The organism is Litoreibacter albidus (genome assembly GCF_900107015.1).
Classification (GTDB): domain Bacteria; phylum Pseudomonadota; class Alphaproteobacteria; order Rhodobacterales; family Rhodobacteraceae; genus Litoreibacter; species Litoreibacter albidus.
Map to the genome: position 1 here is coordinate 1 of NZ_FNOI01000005.1, position 20,452 is coordinate 20,452.

Annotated in this window: 19 protein-coding genes; 7 read left to right on the plus strand and 12 right to left on the minus strand. The window is 58.3% G+C overall.

The genetic code is table 11. The features are described from left to right. Together BLW66_RS12145 and BLW66_RS12150 are read right to left on the minus strand one after the other, a co-directional pair. A partial coding sequence (locus BLW66_RS12145) for a hypothetical protein (RefSeq protein WP_170833472.1) occupies window positions 1–960 on the minus strand: 960 nt, incomplete at its 3' end. Between the two features lie 1,297 nt (window positions 961–2,257). Then, a complete protein-coding gene (locus tag BLW66_RS12150) occupies window positions 2,258–3,253 on the minus strand; it encodes a hypothetical protein (RefSeq protein ID WP_089947438.1) in 996 nt (331 codons plus the stop codon). Window positions 3,254–3,405: 152 nt separating this feature from the next. Between BLW66_RS12150 and BLW66_RS12155 the strand changes: the two genes are divergently transcribed. Together BLW66_RS12155 and BLW66_RS18285 are read left to right on the plus strand one after the other, a co-directional pair. Further along, on the plus strand, window positions 3,406–4,302 hold the full coding sequence (locus BLW66_RS12155; protein ID WP_089947439.1) for an IS481 family transposase: 897 nt from the start codon (window positions 3,406–3,408) through the stop codon (window positions 4,300–4,302). Window positions 4,303–4,431: 129 nt separating this feature from the next. Continuing rightward, complete coding sequence (locus BLW66_RS18285) at window positions 4,432–4,743, plus strand: LuxR C-terminal-related transcriptional regulator (RefSeq protein ID WP_425283333.1); 312 nt, start codon at window positions 4,432–4,434, stop codon at window positions 4,741–4,743. 980 nt (window positions 4,744–5,723) lie between these two features. Here the strand turns inward: BLW66_RS18285 and BLW66_RS12165 are convergent. Together BLW66_RS12165 and ychF are read right to left on the minus strand one after the other, a co-directional pair. Next, window positions 5,724–6,047: a hypothetical protein gene (locus tag BLW66_RS12165; protein WP_089947441.1), complete on the minus strand. Its 324-nt coding sequence runs from the start codon at window positions 6,045–6,047 to the stop codon at window positions 5,724–5,726. Window positions 6,048–6,141: 94 nt separating this feature from the next. Beyond that, window positions 6,142–7,239 carry a redox-regulated ATPase YchF gene (gene ychF, locus BLW66_RS12170; protein WP_089947442.1) on the minus strand — a complete coding sequence of 366 codons (1,098 nt, stop codon included), beginning with the start codon at window positions 7,237–7,239 and terminating at the stop codon, window positions 6,142–6,144. Window positions 7,240–7,425: 186 nt separating this feature from the next. Between ychF and trpA the strand changes: the two genes are divergently transcribed. Both trpA and BLW66_RS12180 read left to right on the plus strand, forming a co-directional pair. Then, window positions 7,426–8,217, plus strand: a complete 792-nt coding sequence (gene trpA / locus BLW66_RS12175; protein ID WP_089947443.1) for a tryptophan synthase subunit alpha — start codon at window positions 7,426–7,428, stop codon at window positions 8,215–8,217. 85 nt (window positions 8,218–8,302) lie between these two features. Next, a complete protein-coding gene (locus tag BLW66_RS12180) occupies window positions 8,303–9,466 on the plus strand; it encodes an alpha-hydroxy acid oxidase (RefSeq protein WP_089947444.1) in 1,164 nt (387 codons plus the stop codon). Window position 9,467: 1 nt separating this feature from the next. Here BLW66_RS12180 and BLW66_RS12185 read toward each other — a convergent pair whose 3' ends face one another. Further along, the gene (locus tag BLW66_RS12185; protein ID WP_089947445.1) at window positions 9,468–10,601 is read right to left on the minus strand and encodes an MFS transporter; all 1,134 of its coding nucleotides are present in this window, start codon (window positions 10,599–10,601) and stop codon (window positions 9,468–9,470) included. 150 nt (window positions 10,602–10,751) lie between these two features. On the opposite strand from BLW66_RS12185, the gene BLW66_RS12190 reads away from it, so the two are divergent. Continuing rightward, a complete protein-coding gene (locus BLW66_RS12190) occupies window positions 10,752–11,402 on the plus strand; it encodes a 50S ribosomal protein L25/general stress protein Ctc (RefSeq protein WP_089947446.1) in 651 nt (216 codons plus the stop codon). Window positions 11,403–11,502: 100 nt separating this feature from the next. Here BLW66_RS12190 and BLW66_RS12195 read toward each other — a convergent pair whose 3' ends face one another. From BLW66_RS12195 to BLW66_RS12225, 7 genes are all read right to left on the minus strand, one after another. Further along, entirely contained in the window at window positions 11,503–12,204 is a 702-nt protein-coding gene (locus BLW66_RS12195; RefSeq protein WP_089947447.1) for a FadR/GntR family transcriptional regulator, read from the minus strand. Between the two features lie 136 nt (window positions 12,205–12,340). Next, window positions 12,341–13,867, minus strand: coding sequence for a tripartite tricarboxylate transporter permease (locus tag BLW66_RS12200; RefSeq protein WP_089947448.1), 1,527 nt, complete (start codon window positions 13,865–13,867; stop codon window positions 12,341–12,343). A gap of 3 nt (window positions 13,868–13,870) precedes the next feature. Continuing rightward, window positions 13,871–14,311, minus strand: a complete 441-nt coding sequence (locus BLW66_RS12205) for a tripartite tricarboxylate transporter TctB family protein (protein ID WP_244508638.1) — start codon at window positions 14,309–14,311, stop codon at window positions 13,871–13,873. Window positions 14,312–14,411: 100 nt separating this feature from the next. Further along, window positions 14,412–15,377, minus strand: coding sequence for a Bug family tripartite tricarboxylate transporter substrate binding protein (locus BLW66_RS12210; RefSeq protein WP_089947450.1), 966 nt, complete (start codon window positions 15,375–15,377; stop codon window positions 14,412–14,414). 564 nt (window positions 15,378–15,941) lie between these two features. Next, complete coding sequence (locus tag BLW66_RS12215) at window positions 15,942–17,462, minus strand: aldehyde dehydrogenase (NADP(+)) (protein WP_089947451.1); 1,521 nt, start codon at window positions 17,460–17,462, stop codon at window positions 15,942–15,944. A gap of 2 nt (window positions 17,463–17,464) precedes the next feature. Next, window positions 17,465–18,190 carry a ribonuclease activity regulator RraA gene (locus BLW66_RS12220; protein ID WP_089947452.1) on the minus strand — a complete coding sequence of 242 codons (726 nt, stop codon included), beginning with the start codon at window positions 18,188–18,190 and terminating at the stop codon, window positions 17,465–17,467. Window positions 18,191–18,419: 229 nt separating this feature from the next. Beyond that, window positions 18,420–18,626: a ParD-like family protein gene (locus BLW66_RS12225; protein ID WP_089947453.1), complete on the minus strand. Its 207-nt coding sequence runs from the start codon at window positions 18,624–18,626 to the stop codon at window positions 18,420–18,422. Window positions 18,627–18,734: 108 nt separating this feature from the next. On the opposite strand from BLW66_RS12225, the gene map reads away from it, so the two are divergent. After that, the gene (gene map / locus BLW66_RS12230; RefSeq protein ID WP_089947454.1) at window positions 18,735–19,568 is read left to right on the plus strand and encodes a type I methionyl aminopeptidase; all 834 of its coding nucleotides are present in this window, start codon (window positions 18,735–18,737) and stop codon (window positions 19,566–19,568) included. Window positions 19,569–19,694: 126 nt separating this feature from the next. Continuing rightward, window positions 19,695–20,450, plus strand: coding sequence for an SDR family oxidoreductase (locus BLW66_RS12235; protein WP_089947642.1), 756 nt, complete (start codon window positions 19,695–19,697; stop codon window positions 20,448–20,450). Window positions 20,451–20,452: the final 2 nt, after the last annotated feature.

The window sequence follows — 20,452 nt, forward strand, 5'->3', positions numbered from 1 at the left end:
CGCCGTCGCCGTGTCGCAGTTCGACGGGTTCAGCACCTCGCAGATTTCATACGTATAGACATAGCTGCCCGCCGTCGTCCCCGCCGCAACCGTAACGCTCCCGTCAGCGTTCAGCGTGATGCTCCCCGCAGTCGGCGTCACATCAAGGCCCAGAGACGTCGTGCCGTCTTGCGCCGTGCCCGACCCGTTCAGCGTCACATCGCTCCCGATCGCAGGGTCCGCCACGCTGTTCAGCGTGTCATTCGCCACGACATTCCCGAGCACAGTCTCAACCGCGCCATTCACCGCAGCCGGCGTGTCGTTATTCGCAACGATCGCCGAGGCGGCAATTACCTCGGTCGTTTCGTTATTTCCCGCCGCCCCAACAGAGCCACCGTTGCGATCATTCACCGCGCCGGTTTGACCTTCAAACGTGACGGAACTCGAACCGTTTCCATCCGGAAGCAGATAGTCGAATGTACACTCGATTTCATTACTTCCCCCGACATGTGAGACATCAACTGTAGGCGAAGGCGTACAGACGAGAGACGAGATCGTTCCCGTCGACACAGTTGGCTGACAGGTCGCACCACGGGCGAAATTCGGCCCTTCGTTTGCGCAGGTCAGTGTGAGGCCGGTGTAAGATTGCCCTTCGAAGATAGCCGTCGGCATGGACGAGAACGTAGGTACCATATCAGATGTTTCGCCGGAGACGCCCAAAATCCAGCCCTCACCGCCATTGGTGGGCCACAAACTTGCATCTGGACTTTCCATGTAGACCCTGAAGTACACTCTTGAAACGGCGTCCCCAGCTACGCGCACCGATCCGCAAGCCGCCTCTGCCGTGCATTGCGTTCCTGAACTACCGCCGTTCGACGGGGTGGCCGCATTGATGGAATTCCCGCTAACCGACAAATTTCCGTTGCCGGAAAGCAAGCTAACCGAAGACGCACCGACAGACGAGCCTGGGACAAAATCCAATTCGACCGAAAAGTTTTTGCCCCCAGCAATACCACCCCAACCGGCGAGATGCACAACCGCGTTAGAAACCGGTGTTCCGAAATCTATTTGTAAATCAGCAAAATACAAACGATCCGTTCTGGCTGCACCGGCAAGACGAGGGCCAAGTGTACGGGCTTCCAACAAAAACGCGTGGTTGACCCCTACATTTATCCCGCTCCCCGACGGCACTATTGGAAGTGACGTAAAGTGAGAGCTCAGGGGGCTAAAAAAAGAATTCATCGGCAAGACATGTGGATCGCCGAGGAAAGTCCCGCCAATCATCAGGCCCTGAGAGGCAAAAGTAGCAGAGTTGGCGAATTGCTGGTTGAGTACGCGGATCGTCACATTCGGCGTCGGGGTAGATATAGCAGCAGAGGTGTTTCCCGAAGGATTGTTAGGATTATTGACCAGATTGACCGTGACGGGACCTTGCGTCGGTGTAGCAGAACCAGTCCCACCACCGCTCGCAAACATCTCGGAGGCAGACTGAGCGAATGAGGCGCCACACATCAAGAAAAAAAGAGCTACGACAAGTTTTAAGTTTGTGAAAAAACGCTTCTTCATCGTTTGTTGCCCTGCAATATGGTCTCTTTTGACCGTTCTGAACACACTCACATAAAAGTGACAACTAGATTTCTTTTCTTAAAAGAAATTTATCATTTCTGTGAAAGGTGAAATTTTTTATGACGCGAAATCGCCAATTCAGATCAGCCGTATTTCGTTAGAATCGAAAATTCTGCCTCTAAATAACAGCTTACAGGTCGACGAACAAAACTGAGGCTCCATATCAGTGGTGTCATTATACCTATTAATAGACTTCGCGCCCTGAATTGGCCGTGAACTAGAAATTAAAATTCAGTTAATCTCGGGCAAAAAATTGTTGCAATGCTGCGACACAGAAAATCAATTTGGCTCTACACTGACATAACCCAGCGCCTCAAACGCCACTTTCCCTGTGAGGTCGAGTTGCAATCAATTATGTCTGCGAGCAGCGCCTTGGCGGCTCTAAACGTTCGAGCAAAAGACGCGGGAGACACGCCACCATGTCATGCGAACGCTCTCTGTGGCGCCGGCGTGGCCTCTGGACTGCTCAAACACTAGAAAAGCGGCAAGTATGACAGGTCCCGCCATAACCGACGGATCCGTATTGCGAGAACGTCAGGCAGGCTCATGGGGCGACGCCAGACCACAACCCGCTACAGCAAATCACCGCCCGCATCCATCGCCGCAATCGACCTCTCCGCCATCATCATATTTTTGGTCGTGAGGCCCAAGCCTAGACAGCCGCTTCCTCTGCCTTGTTCGCAGAGTGAGTGCCGCGCCCACCGCTTGCCCAGTTCACCGCCTTCTCACCCAAAGTCTTGAACTTGTTAGACGCGGTTTCCAGCTTTGCCTCCCAGTCAGGGTTGGCGGTCTGACCCTCGGTAACCTTGAAGAACGCCTGCAATAAACAAGCTATTGCAAAGGGTTCGATCACGGCTACTTTTACCGCCCACGCGAACAGCAAGGCGAAAACCACTCCGCCGGCCGACCATGCGCCGGGCATCACGTAGACAACAGCCGCCGCCGGTGCCAACATCAACAAAAACACGAGCAGAGAGATGCCCCAAACGAACAGTGTCAGCCACGCTGCGTTTTTTTGCATAGGTTTGGCGTTCTGACCGTAGAGTACCAGCGCCTGTTTTGCAGATGCGTAAGGGTTTTCAGAACCTGTTCGCAGGCTGTGCGCAAGGATCACCTCGTCGACGAGACCCACCGCTAATTTAAGATAAGCTCGGACAAGCGACATGACTTTGTCGAGGCCCGGTATTGGCAGGATCATCAGAAGTCCCTGAACCATTCCGGTGATCGCGTTAACGACACCCGTTATGAGTTGGTCGATACCAAACAGAACGGACGCCTCGCCGAAGCGTTCTGACACGATGCGACGGGCATAGGATATCTGACCTTGCCCGTCGGGCAATTCTCGCCCATCCAGCAACTCGACCATCACAGCAATATGTCCCGCCTTCACGATATAAAGCAGGTACTCGCGCAGAAGATAGAGGATGCCAGCGGTAATGCCGAAACCCGCAATTCCGCCCCACATGGTGGTCGTGGTTTGAAAGTCGTCATCGCCGAAGCCACCGACACCATAGCCAATGCCAGCGCCGGTCCCTGTTGCCAGCACGTAGGCGACAGCGATCCCAAAGTAGACACTGATACGGAACAGCAAGAATGGCATCGTCTTGCGCATAAGGGTAAGCGCCGTGCCCATGCTAAAATCCCACATGAATAATCCCCTTTTTAAGTACTGAAATCGAGGTTTTCTTGTCAGCCGAACGAGGCCCTAAACCTGTCAACGGGTCAGCAATTCTTGTAGATATGTACGGACTCTCGGGACACTTCCTGTAAATTACCCAATCTTGGGTGGAGGAAGTTTTTATGACTAACGAAGAACGTGACATTCGACGCAAGCTTAGAGTGCTCCAGCATGCTGAGAAGATCGGCAATGCACGCAAAGCATGCCGGTATTTTGGGATTGGGAGATCCAGCTTTTATAGATGGCGGGATGCCTATCAAAAGCATGGTGAGGCTGGCTTAAAGAATGCCAAATCAATTCCGAAGAACCCGGCCAATCAAACACCTGCTGAGATCGTCGAGAAGGTTCTGTATCTGCGTCGCAAGTATCACCTGGGGCCCATAAGAATCGTTTGGTACCTAGCGCGCTATCACAGCATCAAGATCTCGGATGCAGGGGTCTACCGCATTCTCAGACGCAATGGCCTAAATCGACTGCCCAGAGGCACACGCATGCGAAAGCTGCACACGAAACGATATCAAAAGCAGGTTCCAGGTCACCACATCCAAGTAGACGTCAAGTTCTTGACCTTCAAAGGAAAACGTGGCGAGAAGGTGCGCAGGTTCCAATACACTGCAATCGACGACGCAACACGTGTCCGGGCCCTCAAGGTCTATGAGAAGCATACGCAGGCAAACGCTATAGACTTCATCGATCACATTATCGAGAAGTTTCCATTCCGCATTCGAGAAGTTCGGACTGACAACGGCCACGAGTTCCAGGCCAAGTTCCATTGGCACGTCGAAGACCTCGGGATCAGGCACGCGTACATCAAACGTGGAACGCCACAGCTCAACGGTAAAGTCGAGCGCTCACACCGATCGGATCAGCAGGAGTTCTACCAGCTTCTCAGTTACAAAGGTGACGTCGATTTGGAGGCCAAACTCGACGAATGGGAACGGTTCTACAACTTCGCCAGACCGCACGGTGCCCACAACGGGCAAACCCCTTACGAGGCGCTCAGAGACAAGCTACAGTAACCCCAAAAGTGTCCCATGGGTCTGTCGAGCTTACAAATCGCCCTAGGCAGTGAAGCTCTCAACATCCAGACGGATATGTCCGTCACAATGAGCCCTGATGCGAATGCGGCCGGCATCGGTTGGAACCTGATGAGCCGCCATACCGTCGCAGAGTTTGCAGAGCTACGCTCTGAACACGAGCCTGAATGGCGCGCGTGGTGTCAACTGGCCTTCGCAGGATTGTCGTCGCCCGGAGGTACGCAACCGATCGTAACCCTGACGACCCGCGAACAAGATTGCCTTGCATATGTCGCGGATGGATTGCGAACGGCGGATATTGCACATCGCCTCGGCGTGGCCGAAGTAACAGTAGAAATGCACCTGAGGAAAGCCAGAGCCCGTTTGCGCGCGCGCACAAGAGACCACGCAGTTGCGGTCGCGATTCGAAGAGGCCTCATTTAAGAGAAATTGAACTTGGTAGGTTGAGATTGTGTGAACGGGAACTCACTAAAATCAGAATTCTGCTGACCCTCTGCCCCGCTGTCTGACGTCAACGCTTATGCGTCCAAATAGGGCAGTTTGCTAAGAGAGGGTTTGTTGCTCATCGTAGCTACCGAGGAGTGGACGATGAGAAAGATAACGAAGAGCCTCGGCGAGAAGATCCGGCTGCTCGTCAACTTCGAGGCGCATTGACCCAAGCTAATGTGACGACGGCGACTTGAAATCGCGCACGACAGTGAGGCGATTTCAAGAAGGATAAACCTAATCTGATTACGACGACATTCTAGCACTCGAAGTCACGGAATATCTATCAGAAGAACAACAAGAAAAAGGGTTCGTCAGGGACGACACACGTCCGCTTTTGCAGTGCCACTTCATTCGCCACGCACTTGCAGCGAATGCCGGCTTCCCGCCCCCACTTAGACGCCTGACTATCGCTTGGAATGCTCTATAAGGTGGTCAATAAATGCCCACGGGCGACTTTGGATCCCCGTGAGGTATTATCTGTGGTACGTTTTACGTTAAATTAACTATTTTGCTGCTTCATCAGTGCATTGCAGCATTTAGTGGGCGGACTTCGTCTCCGCCACCCACCTTTGTTCGTTGAAAATCAATGACTTACGAGTGAACATTGACCGGCGTCATTGCCAAGTTTTTTTGCCGAGCGCTTCGTGAGAAGCGAGTTCTAGCCTGCGAGATGATGCTTCCGAAACAGTGATCCGGTTTTCAGGGGGCAGAGCACGAAGACTTGCCGCCTGATGTTATCTTTCTCGCAAAGCCGGTGTCGCACAGAACGCTCGCATCGGCCTTTTCACATTCAAAAAATTTGAAACACAAAAGCATGGACCACGACAAGTAGCCTAAGCCTGATACCAGTGGTGGTTCGTCAGAACAAAAAGGCGCGGCGTTCCACATTGCGGGGCCTATTCAGGTCAGGCCTTTCAGGCCGCCAATAGCCCCGTCGGGATGCCACGTCCGGAGATCATCCCCAGCTCCGCAATACGGTTCAGGATCGTCCAGTAGAGCTGCGCGGGGTCCGCTGTCCGCAGATGCAAAACCTCATCGGCCTCGGCCTTCGCGTCAGGGCTTCCGACCATCAGCGCGCCGCGCAGGTACACCAATGACGGCAGCATTTGCAGCCGCTCCACCACGGGGGCCAGCGCCTCTAGGTCGCCCGTCACCAGCACCGCAGGGCCTGCCCGCGCACCTGTGAGCTGCCAAATCAGGTCATTTTCGTTCACATTGGAAATATCTGTATCCGGCATATGGCCCCCTTTGTGCCGCCAAATTACGGCACCCGAGGGTCGCAACCTATGGGAAACCGCAGCCGATTTTCCCACCCTGACACAAAAAGCGAGGTTACTTGCTGAACAAGAAGTGCAGCACGTCTCCGTCTTTCACGGTATAGCCCTTGCCCTCGGCGCGCATCTTGCCCGCTTCCTTGGCGGGTTGCTCCCCCTTGAAGGTCACGAAGTCATCGTATGCGATCGTCTCCGCGCGGATGAAGCCCTTCTCGAAGTCCCCGTGGATGACGCCCGCCGCCTGTGGCGCCATGGTGCCCTCTTTGATCGTCCAGGCACGGGCCTCTTTCGGGCCGACGGTGAAGTAGGTTTCCAGATGCAGCAGCTCGTAGCCCGCACGGATCAGGCGATCCAGCCCCGCCTCTTCCAGCCCCATCTCAGACAGGAACATCTCGGCCTCTTCGGCCTCCAATTGGGAAATCTCTTCCTCGATCTGGGCGGAGATCACCACATGCGCCGCCCCCTGCTCTGCCGCCATGACAGCGACCTTTTCAGAGAACTCATTGCCCGACGCGGACGATCCTTCGTCGACGTTGCAGACGTATAGAATGGGCTTGGCGGTCAGCAATTGCAGCATTTTCCACTGCTTCATATCGTCGTCATCGACCTCAACCGTGCGCGCGGGCTTGCCGTTTTCCAGCGCGTCCATCGCCATCTTCATCAGACGTTCCTGCTGGACGGCTTCCTTGTCGCCACCGCGCACCTTACGCACGATATTGACCAGACGTTTCTCGATGGATTCCATGTCCGACAGCATCAGTTCGGTCTCGATCACCTCAGCGTCCGCAACCGGATCAACACGGCCGTCCACGTGGGTCACATCGCCGTCTTCAAAGCAGCGCAGCACATGGGCAATTGCGTCGGTTTCGCGGATGTTGGCAAGGAACTGGTTGCCCAAACCTTCGCCCTTGGACGCGCCCTTCACCAGACCGGCGATGTCCACAAAGGTCATGCGGGTCGGGATGATCGACTTGGAGCCAGCGATTTCGGCCAAAGTATCAAGCCGCGCATCCGGCACAGCGACCTCGCCCACGTTGGGCTCGATGGTGCAAAACGGAAAGTTCGCAGCCTGCGCCGCCGCCGTGCGGGTCAACGCGTTGAACAACGTGGACTTGCCTACGTTTGGCAGTCCGACAATACCCATCTTGAAACCCATGACACTCTCCTAAATCCGGTTGCGCGCATGTAGGGGCTGGGGGCGGGGCGGGTCAAGCATATATGGGGTTTGACGCCGCGATCAGCGCCTACGCGGCCACCTTGCAGGAATAAATCCCCTCCCCCCGTTGATTTCCCCCCGCCGGATGGTGCAAACCGTTTCAAGCTATAAGTCAGGGGACGGCACATGACACGCATCGACGACACATTCGCGCGGCTGAAGGCCGAGGGCAAAAAGGCTTTCGTGACCTACGTTATGGCGGGCGACCCTGATGAGGCACGCGCGCTGGATGTGGTCAAAGGCCTACCTGCCGCTGGCGTTGACATCATTGAGCTGGGCCTGCCCTTCACCGACCCGATGGCCGATGGCGGCACTATCCAGCTGGCCGGCCAACGCGCGCTGGAAGCAGGCATGACGCTGGAGAAGTTTCTGCAATTCGTCCGCGACTTCCGCGCCGGTGACAACACGACGCCCATCGTGATGATGGGCTACTACAACCCGATCTATTCGCGCGGCGTGGACAAGTTTCTGGTTGAGGCCAAAGAGGCCGGCATTGATGGCATGATCATCGTGGACCTCCCCCCCGAGGAGGACGAGGAGCTGTGTATCCCCGCTCAAGCCGCTGGCCTGAACTTCATCCGTCTCGCCACCCCCACAACCGACGCCAAACGCCTGCCGATGGTGCTGCAAAACACCTCCGGCTTTCTCTATTACGTCTCGATCACCGGCATTACCGGCACCGCTGAAGCTAGCGCCGCCGACGTTGCGCCCGAAGTCGCACGGATCAAGGAAAGCACCGACCTGCCCGTCATCGTGGGCTTCGGCGTCAAAACGCCCGAAACAGCCGAGGCCATTGCAGGCGTGGCCGACGGCACGGTCGTGGGCTCCGCCATCGTGTCCAAGATCGCGAACGGCGAAAGCACCGAAGATGTGCTGGCCTTCGTCAAGTCCCTCGCCGACGGCGCGCATAGGGCTTAAGCGGGCAATCCAAATCGCTGCATTGACTCGAAACCGTCCAGATTGGTAACAACACTTAACCAATTTGGACGGTAAGGGCTGCGAAATGGCTAAAATCACTGAAATTGAAGACCTGAAACGCATCTACAAGCGGCGCACGCCGAAGATGTTCTACGACTATTGCGAAAGCGGCAGCTGGACAGAGCAGACCTTCCGCGAGAACTCCTCCGACTTTGACCTAATCAAACTGCGCCAGCGCGTGGCGGTTGATATGACGGGGCGCAGCACCTCCAGCCAGATGATCGGGCAAGATGTTGCTATGCCTGTGGCATTGGCCCCCGTCGGCTCCACCGGCATGCAGCATGCGGACGGTGAAATCCTCGCCGCCAAAGCGGCAGAAAAGTTCGGAGTGCCATTCACCCTGTCCACCATGTCCGTGTGCTCCATTGAGGACGTGGCAGAAAACACCAGCGCGCCGTTCTGGTTCCAGCTTTACGTGATGAAAGACCGCGAGTTCACCAAACGCGCCATCCAGCGCGCCAAGGATGCCGGATGCTCCGCCTTGGTACTGACGCTGGACTTGCAGATCTTGGGCCAGCGCCACAAGGACATCAAAAACGGCCTGTCCATTCCCATCAAGCTGGCCCCGCACACCGTCTTTGATCTGGCGACCAAATGGCGTTGGGGGCTGCAAATGCTGCAAACCAAACGCCACAGCTTTGGCAATATCGTGGGTCACATCGACGGCATTACCGACATGAGCTCCCTGTCCGTCTGGGCCGCCGAAAGCTTCGATCCGAAGCTTGACTGGGACTACGTCAAAGAAATCAAAGACCTTTGGGGCGGGCCACTGATCCTCAAGGGCATCTTGGACGCCGACGACGCCAAAATGGCCTTGAACGTCGGGGCGGATGCGATTGTGGTCTCCAACCACGGCGGGCGGCAGTTGGACGGAGCGATGTCTTCCATCAAGGCGCTGCCGTCGATCATGGACGCGGTGGGCGACAAAATCGAAGTACATCTGGACAGCGGCATTCGCTCCGGTCAGGACGTGCTGAAGGCGCTGGCGATGGGCGCCACGGGCACCTTCATCGGGCGCGCCTTTATCTACGGGCTGGGCGCGATGGGGCAACACGGCGTGGAGGAGGCGTTGCGCGTCATTCACACGGAGTTGGACACGACGATGGCCCTCTGCGGGGAGCGGAAAGTGCAGGACTTGGGCAAGCACAACCTGCTGGTCCCGCGCGACTTCTATGGTGATTGGGCCTAAGCTAAGCGCCCCGCGACCGCAGCACCGCAACCAGCGGCCACACCACCAACAGCAACAGCGCGACCGCCGCGAAGGCGGCGCGCAACCCGAACCCTTGCGAGATCAACCCCATCAAGGTGGGCGCAATGAAGAAGCCCAGAAATCCAAGCACAGCCGTCCGCGATATCGCCACCGTGCGCAGCGCAGGCGGCACTAACCGCCCAACCAGCGCCAGCCCAAGCGGGCCAATCACCGATATGCCCAAGCCCATAATGCCGAACCCGACATAAGCCACCAGCGGCGCAGGGGCCAAAACAACGAGCACGGTGCCCGCCACAGCCACGGTCACGGCGCCCAGAACAACGCGGGTGTCGCTCAACCGCTCGCTTACTGCCTGCCCGCTAAAGCGGCCAACCGCCATGGTGAGGCCCAGCATTGCGGGGCCCAACGCGCCCTCTGCGGCACTGCCCCCCAAGGTGCGCTCCAGATGCAGCGCCGACCATGCCTCCACGGCAGCCTCCGACATGAAGGCGATCAGAACAACCGCGCCGCATAACGCCACAATGCCCCACGGCAGCGTGCCGGCCACGCCCTCGCCCCTTGCATCGTGCGGGGTCATCTGCAACCTGCGGGCCAGCAGCAAAACCAGCAGCCCCAAGACTGCAAAGACAACAAAAGGCTGCACCGATGCCGCCCGCGCCGATCCGGTGGCAAGCGCGCCCACCGCATAGGCCAGCGAAAACATGCCGTGGTTCGCGTTCATCAAGGGTCGCTTTGAGTGCGCCTCCAGCTCCGACACGCGGGCGTTCATGATCACATCCGTCAGCCCCGACGCCATCCCGCAACACAGCATCGCCCCGAAGAACGCCGCAGGGCTTGTAGCCAAGCCTGGCAGCAAGAACGCCCCCGCCAAAAGCGCGGCGCAGACCCCCATGGACCACCGCCCCAACGCACGGTCGACAGTCGGCGCGATCCACATGGTGGTGGCCAACCCGCAGGCCGTGCCAAGCAGCAGCATGCCGAACAGCGCGTCCCCCGCGCCCGTTTGGGCTTTCAGCTGCGGAACGAAGGCGGCAAAACTGCCCCAATAGAGACCCAAAATGGCGAAGGCCAAGGCGGGGACATGCGACAGACGAAGGGCGTTTAATACGGACATGCGCCAAGCGCTATTCCGAACGCTTTGGACTGACAATCCAAAAGCGTATGAAACCCCTTTCCAAACAGGCGATTCCCTCCTATACGGCACTCTTCACGCGGCCCGACACCCTTGGAGGCAGCCGCACCCATTTAACAAAGGAATATAGTCATGGCTGGTAAGATCCCTGATCTTGAAGTTCAGACACGCGCGGGGACGGGCAAGGGGGCCGCTCGCGCAGCACGCCGTAACGGCATGGTGCCAGGTATCGTTTATGGTGGTGGCGAAGACCCACAACCTATTCAGATCCCGTTCAACGGACTGTTGAAGCAGCTGCGCGCCGGACGCTTCATGTCCACGCTGCAGAACATGAAAATCGAAGGCCAAGACGACGTCCGCGTCATCTGCCGCAACGTGCAGCGCGATCTGGTTAAAGATCTGCCAACACACATCGACTTCATGCGCCTGCGCCGCACCACAAAAATCGCTCTGTTCATCCACGTGGATGTTGTGGGCGAAGACGTATCCCCTGGCCTGAAAAAAGGCGGCGTTCTGACGCTGGTACGTCCTGAGGTAGAACTGGTTGTGACTGCTGGTGACATCCCTGAAAGCATCACCATCGACGTCTCCGAGACTGAAGTTGGCGAAAACATCACGATCTCTTCCGTGAAACTGCCAGAAGGCGCGAAAGCCACAATCGACCGTGACTTCGTGATCGCAACGCTCTCCGCTCCATCCAGCCTCAAATCCGCAGGCGACGATGAAGACGAAGCAGCAGAGGGCGAAGACGCTCCAGAAGCAGAAGCAGCCGCGGAGGAGTAATCCTCCCCCGCTTCATGCGACGACATTGAAACGCGCGGCCTTAACGGGCTGCGCGTTTTGCGTTTGTGCTTAGGTTTCGGGGCTTGAGTTTCGGGGGACGTCAGTCTTCTTGGGTACCCACAAACATCCGGTCTTTGGCGGCCGTGATGTGGTGGCGCATCGTCGCTTGTGCAACCTCTGGTTGCTTCAAGCGGATCGCGTCAAGCACCGCGCGGTGCTCTGCCAGCACCAGTTCTTGGCGCACGGGGGTATCCAGCAACGTCAGGGACCGCGACAGCTTCACGCCATAGGCGATTTGCTCGCTCAGGGATTCCAGCACCGAGGAGAAGAACGGGTTCTTTGCCGCCCGCGCGACCGACAGATGCAACGCTTGGTCGGCGTCAACGCCAAGGGCGTTTTGCTGATAGCTCTGCTCCATCACCTGATAGGCCGCATCCATCGCCGCCAAGTCCTCATCATCACGTCGCCGCGCCGCCCAAGCGGCTGCAGCGCCCTCAACGTCAATACGAAACTCGTAGCAGCGCTGAACATCGGACACCGATTCAAGTGGCACAAAGCTGATCAACTCACGGTCAGGGCGGCGTAGGACATAGCTCCCCGAACCACGGCGCGACTGCACGATCCCGTCGTCGCGAAGCCGCGACAACGCTCCGCGCACAACAGGCCGCGAAACACCGAAGCTTTCCGCCAGCATGTCCTCAGTGGGCAACCGGCTGTGCACCGGATATTCCTCTTCGAGGATCTTCGTCAAAAGCTGATCGTAGACCTGATCGGCCAATGAGGGTCGCCGTGTCTCTGACAACGTGATCTCCTTGCTTGTGGGCTGCGTGCACGTAGCGCCCTTTATAAACCGCGATGGATTAAAAGACAGGGGCACCACGCGCGAGGCTACAATAAGTGTGGCCGCCCCATCTAAGGAAACGGCCAGACAACGCCCCCTAATCGGCCTTGGCGGCGACAGGCGCCTGCGCGGGCTTTCGGATCACCAAGAAATAGACAAACACCAGCGTCAGCGCGACAAAGAACAGGCTGTCAGGATTGGTAAAGAAAGTCGTCGGATCGCCGTTAGACAAGGCCAAGGAACGCCGTAAGAACTCCTCCAGATTTGGACCCAGAATGTAGCCCAACAGCATGGTGATCACCGGAAAGCCGTTGCGCCGCAGGTAGAAGGCCAAAACCCCCATCCCCAGCGCCATGAACATCTGGAAGGTTGAGTAGGTCGCGACGTAGCTCCCCACGACCGCCAAAAGTGCGATCACGGCATAGAGCACATCCTTACGCACCGACACGATCTTGATGAAATACGGCCCGATCATCCAAAGTGTCAACGGGATCAACACCACCGCGCTGAACAGCAACGCCGCCAGCATCGGGGCAATCAGGCCCGCTTGATCCGACATCAGTTGCGGCCCCGGCTGGATGCCGTTGATCACCAGAACGCCCAGCATAATCGCAGTAATCGGGTCACCTGGAATGCCAAAGGTCAGCATCGGCACCATGGCCCCGCCACACACCGCGTTGTTGGCACTCTCCGATGCGGCGATACCCTGCGGGTTGCCCCTACCAAATGTCTCCGGCTCGGACGATGTGCGTACGGTTTCGGTATAGGCAAGGAACGACCCCATTGAGCCACCAGCGCCCGGCAATGTGCCAACGAAGTAACCGATCAGGCAGGACTTGAAGTAGCAGCCAAAACCGATCTTGCGGATGTCGGCCAAGGGCGGCAGGAAATCGCGGCGGCGGATTTTCACCTTCTTGACCGCTTCGGTCGCGGCGCTGATGTCGATGCGCGCGCTTGCCTGCGTCATGACTTCGGCAATAGCAAAGGTGCCGATGATCACCGGCATCAGGTCGATCCCAGCGGTCAGGCTGGAATAACCATAGGTAAAGCGGGTAATCGGCTCCATCGCGTCAAGCCCGACAGTCGCCAGCATCAAGCCGATACAGGCAGCCAAACCAGCCTGCGGAATACGGCCGCGCTGCGCGATCACCACGACAATCAACGCGAAGGCCAGAAGCGAGAACTTGCCCGTGGTCTTCACCAAAAGCGACAGCTCCGCCACGAAAGGTGCAACAGCAATCAGCAGCAACGCCCCCACTGCACCGCCAAACATAGAGCCAAGCGCCGCATGCCCAAGCGCCAATGCGCCCTTGCCTTGACGCTGCATCGGATACCCGTCAAGCGCGGTCATCATGGAGGACGGCGCGCCCGGAATGTTGATCGTTGTGGCCGTGATAGAGCCACCGCACATGCCCGCCATATAGATGCTGGCGCAGGCCATCAGTGCGGTCTCCACGCTAAGCGAATAGGTCAGCGGCAATAGCAGCGCCATCGCTAGCGTCGCCGTCAGCCCCGGAATGGCGGCAAAGATGGTGCCGATCACGAAGCCGAGGATCACATAGGTAAAGTTGACCGGATCAGCGAGCAGGGAAAAGCTGCTGAAAACGAGGTAAATGAAGTCCATGATCTAACCCCACAGCGTCGGGAGGCGGACCCCGAACAATTGCTGAAACATGACATAGGCAACCGCGACGATTGCGACAGCGATGGCGGCCTTGATCACCAATTTCTCAAGCGTCGAGAACAGCAAGATCAACGCAAAGACGAACAGGCTGGAGGACAGGAAATACCCCAACGGCTTGAACGCCACGATGTAGAGGAAGATCGCCGCCACCACCCAAAGGTGGGTGTAACTCCCCCCCTCGTCAGATGATGGTGCGGTGTCCTGCTCCGGCTTGGCCCGCAGCGCCTGCACGATAAGGATGCTACAAAAGACAATCGCCATAGCGCCCACAAGGGTTGGGAAGAATGCGGGCGTCAGCCCGCTGTCGGCAATCGGGGCGCCCAAACTCAGGGCCGTAATCAAATAGCCAACAGACACTGCAAGAGTGACGTATAGAAATACCATTTGCCTGTTTAAGAGCATCGTCTTCTCCCAAGGTGGTGTGATGCGGCGCCAAAGCCATGCCTCCGACCTATAAGGGCGAAGGCATGGCCATTTTGAAAGCTTAGAGTTCCAGCTCGTCCATCAGCGCGAACGTCTTGGCTTGAAGCTCGTCAACCCAAGTGTCGACATCGCCGGACCCCAGCCAATCGGCGGTCACACCAACTTGCGCCAACCAGTCTTGGAACTCTGCGGTGTCGTAAGCCGCCTTAAAGGTCGTCTCCAAGGTTTCCACCGCGTCGTCCGGCGTGTTCGCCGGAGCCGCCAGCACGATGAAACTGCCGGTTTGCAGGTCGTGGCCTTTGGATTTCAGCGTCGGCACGTCCGTGTAGGTTGCGTTTTGCACCCCCGTCAGCTCTACCACGCCTTTGGCATCGCCGGACGCAAGAAGACCGCTGAAATCACCAAGGCTGGAGATCGCGGCGTCCAACTCACCCGACAGCAACGCTTCGGCTTCAGCACTAGAGGAGCCAGCATAAGTGATGACGTTGAAATCCACGTCGAGCAGCTTTTCCAACTGCATCGCCGACAGATACGGGCCAGAGCCCTTAGGCGCCACGCCGATACGCACTTGGCCAGGGTTTTCCTTGGCACGCGCAATCAGGTCCTCGTAGCTTTCAATACCCGATAGCTTGGAGACGACAATCGCATCGGCCTCCGACGTGATACGCGCGATCAGCTTCATGTTGTCGAGCGAATAACCCGGCACCATCTCGCCGCGCGGCAGCGTGATAACGCTGTCGTATGTCAGCACGCCAACGGTGTGCCCGTCTGGGCGCGCGTTCGACATCTGAACCAACCCTGTCGCGGTGACCGCACCCGCGATATTTTCCACGTAGATGGATTTGGGCAGGTCTTGCTCGGCGATGTTGCTGATCTTGCGAGAGATCGCATCCGCGCCGCCACCAGCGGGCCATGGGACGATCAGGCGAACGTCACGGGTTGGGAAATCCGCAGCGGCTACAGCCGTGCCGATAACAGTCGCGCCAAGTGCAATGCCGAATGTGGCTTTCAAGCTTTTGTAAAACATAGATCTGTTCCTCCTATACAGATGTCGTGTGCCAGACAGGGCTGGCGTCCTCCGGCGTCGATTGGTCCCGCAAAGCTGTGCTTTGCCGGTTCGACACCATGAATGATGATCGTGTTGTCGTCGTAGGATTGCGCCGTGAGCCAGTTCGGCCCGCTGATACGTGATCGTGGCAAGGACCAACGGCTTTGGGTGCTACATGCACCCCGCTTCGGCCCTGCTCTGCGCGTGGAAACACGGTCACATGTGCCTCCGATACAGCTGTTACAATCCTCCGTTTCGTCTCGATATTCGCTTCACCGAACGCCCCCAGACAGGGACAGGATCGTTGAAACTTAGGTCACGTTAGGTAGTTAATATTTACAAATCAACACAAATTTTACTGTAATATCGGTTTTTTCGTACGAATTTCTCTAATATTTGTTCACTAATAGCACAAATATCGGCAAAACCAGCCAAATTCGCGCACTCAAACGATCTGCCGCGCAAAAGTTGTAAACTCACTGGCCCCGAAAGCCCTCTCATCAGCCCGCCACCATTGGGACGGGCTGACGCACTACGCGACTGTTAGCCCGCCTGAAGGTCGGTGGGCAGCAAAGCCTCGGGCAGGTTCTGATAGCAGACAGGCCGCAAGAACCGCCGGATCGACAGGGTACCGACAGACGTCGCACCGAAGTTGGTCGACGCCGGATATGGCCCGCCGTGAACCATCGCATCCGACACCTCAACGCCAGTAGGGAAGCCGTTGGCCAGCACCCGTCCGGCCATCTGCTCAAGCACCGGCAACAGCGCGCGCGCAAGATCAATGTCGCCGTCGTCCATTTGCAACGTCGCCGTCAGCTGCCCCTTGAAGCTCGCGGCAACGGCCTGCATCTGCGCAGTATTCTTGACGCGGATCACCAGACCCAACGGGCCGAACACTTCTTCCGACAACGCGTCGTTGCCCATCCAGTCTTCGGCCGAGACGTCAAACAGATACGGCGCGGCAGACCGTCCTTCGCAGGTGGTGCTCAGCAGGGACTTCACCCCCGCCCCCTCGGACACGCGGCGCGCGCCGTCGCGGTAGGCATCGGCCATTCCATCAGTCAGCATGGTCTGCGCGGCAACCGCCTCAAGGGCCTCGCGGGCGGCGTTGACAAATGCATCCGCCTCCGGCCCGTCCACCACGATCGCAATGCCTGGGTTGGTGCAGAACTGGCCGGCGCCCATCGTCAGGCTTCCGGCCCAGCCAGCCCCCAGATTGGCCCCACGCGCCGCGGCTGCGTCAGGTAGCACAAACATCGGATTAACGCTGCCCAACTCCCCAAAGAACGGGATCGGCTCAGGGCGTTTGGCGCAAAGATCAAACAACGCGCGCCCGCCACCAAGGCTCCCCGTGAAGCCGACAGCTTTGATACGCGGATCGGTGACCAGCGCTTCGCCAACCGCACGGCTGCCGCCTTGCACAAGGCTAAAAATGCCCCCGTCCATGCCAAGCTTGTCTAACGCGGCAGCAATAGCGTCGCCGACGATCTCGCCCGTGCCGGGGTGTGCGCCGTGGCCTTTGACCACGACCGGACAGCCAGCCGCCAGCGCCGCTGCGGTGTCACCACCTGCGGTAGAAAACGCCAGCGGGAAATTCGAAGCACCGAACACGGCAACCGGACCAATCGGGCGTTGCATCATCCGCAGATCAGGGCGCGGCGCGGGCAGACGATCCGGCAGCGCCGCATCGTGGCGGCGGTCAAGGTAGGCACCGTCGCGGATGTGGCTCGCAAACAGGCGCAACTGGCCAGTGGTTCGGCCCCGCTCGCCCTCAAGGCGCGCCGCAGGCAGGCCCGTTTCAGACGTGCCGATTTCGGTGATCTGATCACCACGGGCGTCGATCTCATCCGCGATGGTGTCCAACAGCACCGCGCGCACCTCACGCGAGGTGGCCGCGAAACCTGTGAACGCCGCCTGCGCTGCGGCGCAGGCTTCTGCCACCAGTTCGGGTGAGCCCGCCGAGTACGCGAAACCGTCGCCAGTGGCCGGATCAGAAGAGAATTTAGCGTCGGCACTGACGCGCTTGCCTGCAATCAGGTGGTCGCCATGTGGGGTAAAAGTCATGTTTATCGTCCTGTCTCTTCGCGCCATGCGTTGAATTTCAAAATGCTCTCGTCATCGGTCCCCGGATAAAGCCCGATGATCCCCGCGCCGCCGTTAACCTGCTCAAGAACGAAGTCCTCATAGGCCTCCATTTCCGTGCATTCCGCCGCGATCTCATCCGCCAGATGCGCCGGAATAACCATGACGCCGTCGCCGTCGCCCAGCATCACATCACCGGGGAAGACCGCCGCATCACCGCAGGAAATCGGCACGTTAAGGTCGATTGCTTCGTGCAAGGTCAGGTTCGTCGGCGCGGACGGGCGGGCGAAATACGCGGGCATATCCAGCGCACCGATACCCGCCGCATCACGCACGCCACCGTCGGACACCACACCCGCCACACCGCGCTGCTGCAGTCGCGTGACTAAGATCGAACCGGCCGTAGCGGCGCGACAATCCTTGCGTGCGTCCATCACCAGCACGTGCCCCTTGGGACAGGATTCGACCGCGACGCGTTGCTTGTGGTCACGGTTGCGAAACACGGTAATCGGGTTGCGGTCTTCACGCGCCGGAATGTAGCGCAGGGTATACGCCTGACCGACCATCGTGACCGCTTTGCGCTCCACCGGCGTGACGCCCTGCACGAACTGGTTGCGCAGCCCCCGCTTGTAAAGCGCGGTGGCGACGGAGGCCGTGGACACCTTGCGCAACTTGTCGCGCGTCTCGTCGGACAGGATATATTCGTTCATCATTTCTTCCTATGGTCTAGCGTTTTTGCAGTCTGGATAAGGCAGGCCGTGCAAATCCCCCCTCCAAAGCATTAAACCATCAGGTAGCTGACTTCCGTAAATGTGTCAATATTTGTAATATATATCTACCAAGTACGCCGTAAATTGCGCGAAACCCCCAAAATACAGTTACTAATAATTACATAATATAAGTACACACTGTCTAGAGCAGCCCTCGCGAAGGCTTGCCTCAAGCGGCCTCGACCTCGGGCAGACGGACATCCGCGTCCTTCAATCGCATGGCGATAAGCTCGTTAAAAGACAGCGTCGGATGCGCTTCTGCCATCATTCCCATCTTCATCCAGAATTCAGCCTGCGCATTGATCGACCGACACATGGCACCGCTCGCGCGGCGTATATCTTCGTGCAGCTCATCCGAAATTTTCACGATACCCATAGACGCATTCCCTCGCTGACTGTTATACGAAACATATACGATTCGTATAGCGCAAAACCCCTGATGCGCGCAATGCTCTCAGCGTGAAGCAAAGGATGAAGACGCCAAATGGACGCCTACATTTCTGTCCCTGTCGCCCCACCCCCGAAGGCCGCGCAACGAACAGAGCGCATAAAGCTCTACGGCCCAGATGCATTTGCAGGGATGCGGCTGGCGGGCGGACTGACCGCTGAGTGCCTTGACGAGATCGCGGCTCTCATCAAACCAGGTCTAGCGCTGGCAGAGATCGACGCCTTCGTCAGAGACTTCGCCAACACCCACAACGCCACGCCAGCGACGCTCGGCTACAAGGGGTATCAATACGCGTGCTGCACATCCGTTAACCACGTCGTCTGCCATGGCTTCCCGACGGAGAAGCGGTTGCATGACGGCGATATCGTGAACGTCGATGTGACGTTAATTCACAGCGGCTGGCACGGGGACTCCAGCCGTATGTATGCCGTGGGGCGCCCCAAACGGGCGGCGGAACGGCTCGTCCAGATTGCGCACGACGCGATGATGTGCGGGATCAACGCCGTGCGCCCCGGCGCGAAGCTGGGCGACATCGGCCATGCCATCCAATCATACGCCGAAAGTCAGCGGTGCTCGATCGTGCGTGACTTTTGCGGGCATGGCATCGGGCAGGTCTTTCACGACTCCCCCGACATATTGAACTTCGGCCGCCCCGACACGGGTGTGGAGCTGCGTGAGGGCATGATCTTCACCGTGGAGCCAATGGTAAACCTCGGGCGCGGCAAGGTGAAAATCTTGGCTGACGGCTGGACCGTGGTCACACGCGACAAAAAGCTGTCGGCCCAGTTTGAACACTCCATCGGCGTCACGGCACAGGGCTGCGAGATATTCACCCAGTCCCCCGCAGGTCTCGATATGCCGGGCTTCTAGACCAGCGCACCGCGACCCGATCCTTGCGCTTTCCACGTAACGACACCCCCAAGCGCAAGGATCGGGTCGCGACGCGCAGGCCATCCTCGCTACCTCCGTGGCATGCAACGAAAGGAACGCATGACCATGGAACTCAAAGGCAAAACAATTCTGATCACGGGCGCAAGCAGCGGCATCGGGGCCGCAGCCGCCCTGCTCTGCGCGGCGGAGGGGGCAAACCTTGTGCTGGGCGCACGCCGTGAAGCCAAACTCCAGCAGATCGTCGGGCAGATTAAGCAAAGCAACGGCAAGGCCGTCTGCCTCGCGGGTGACGTCACGGACGAAGCCTATGCGGAAGAACTGGTCGCCTTGGCCAAATTCGAATTTGGCGGTCTCAACGGCGCCTTCAATAACGCAGGGATGATGGGCGACATGGGGCCCATCCCCGACATGAAACCCGAAAACTGGCACTCCGTTATCGACTGCAACCTGACCAGCGCCTTCTATAGCGCCAAGGCCCAACTCCCCGCACTACAAGAGACTGGCGGCGGGTCGATGGTGTTCACCAGCTCCTTCGTCGGCTTTAGCAACGGCGGCATGCCAGGCATGGGGGCCTATGCGGCGTCGAAGGCGGGGCTGATCGGGTTGGTCCAGTCATTGGCCAGCGACCATGCGGCGCAGGGCATCCGCGTCAATGCGCTGCTCCCCGGCGGTACGCTGACAGACATGGCGGGGGATGACCCAGACACCCACGCGTTCATCGCGGGGCTACATCCGGTAAAGCGGCTGGCCGCCCCGAAAGAGATCGCGCAAGCCGCACTGTTCCTTCTGTCCGACAGGTCAAGCTTCGTCACCGGCACGCCGCTCGCCGCTGACGGCGGCATGGCCACACGCTTGCTTTAGCG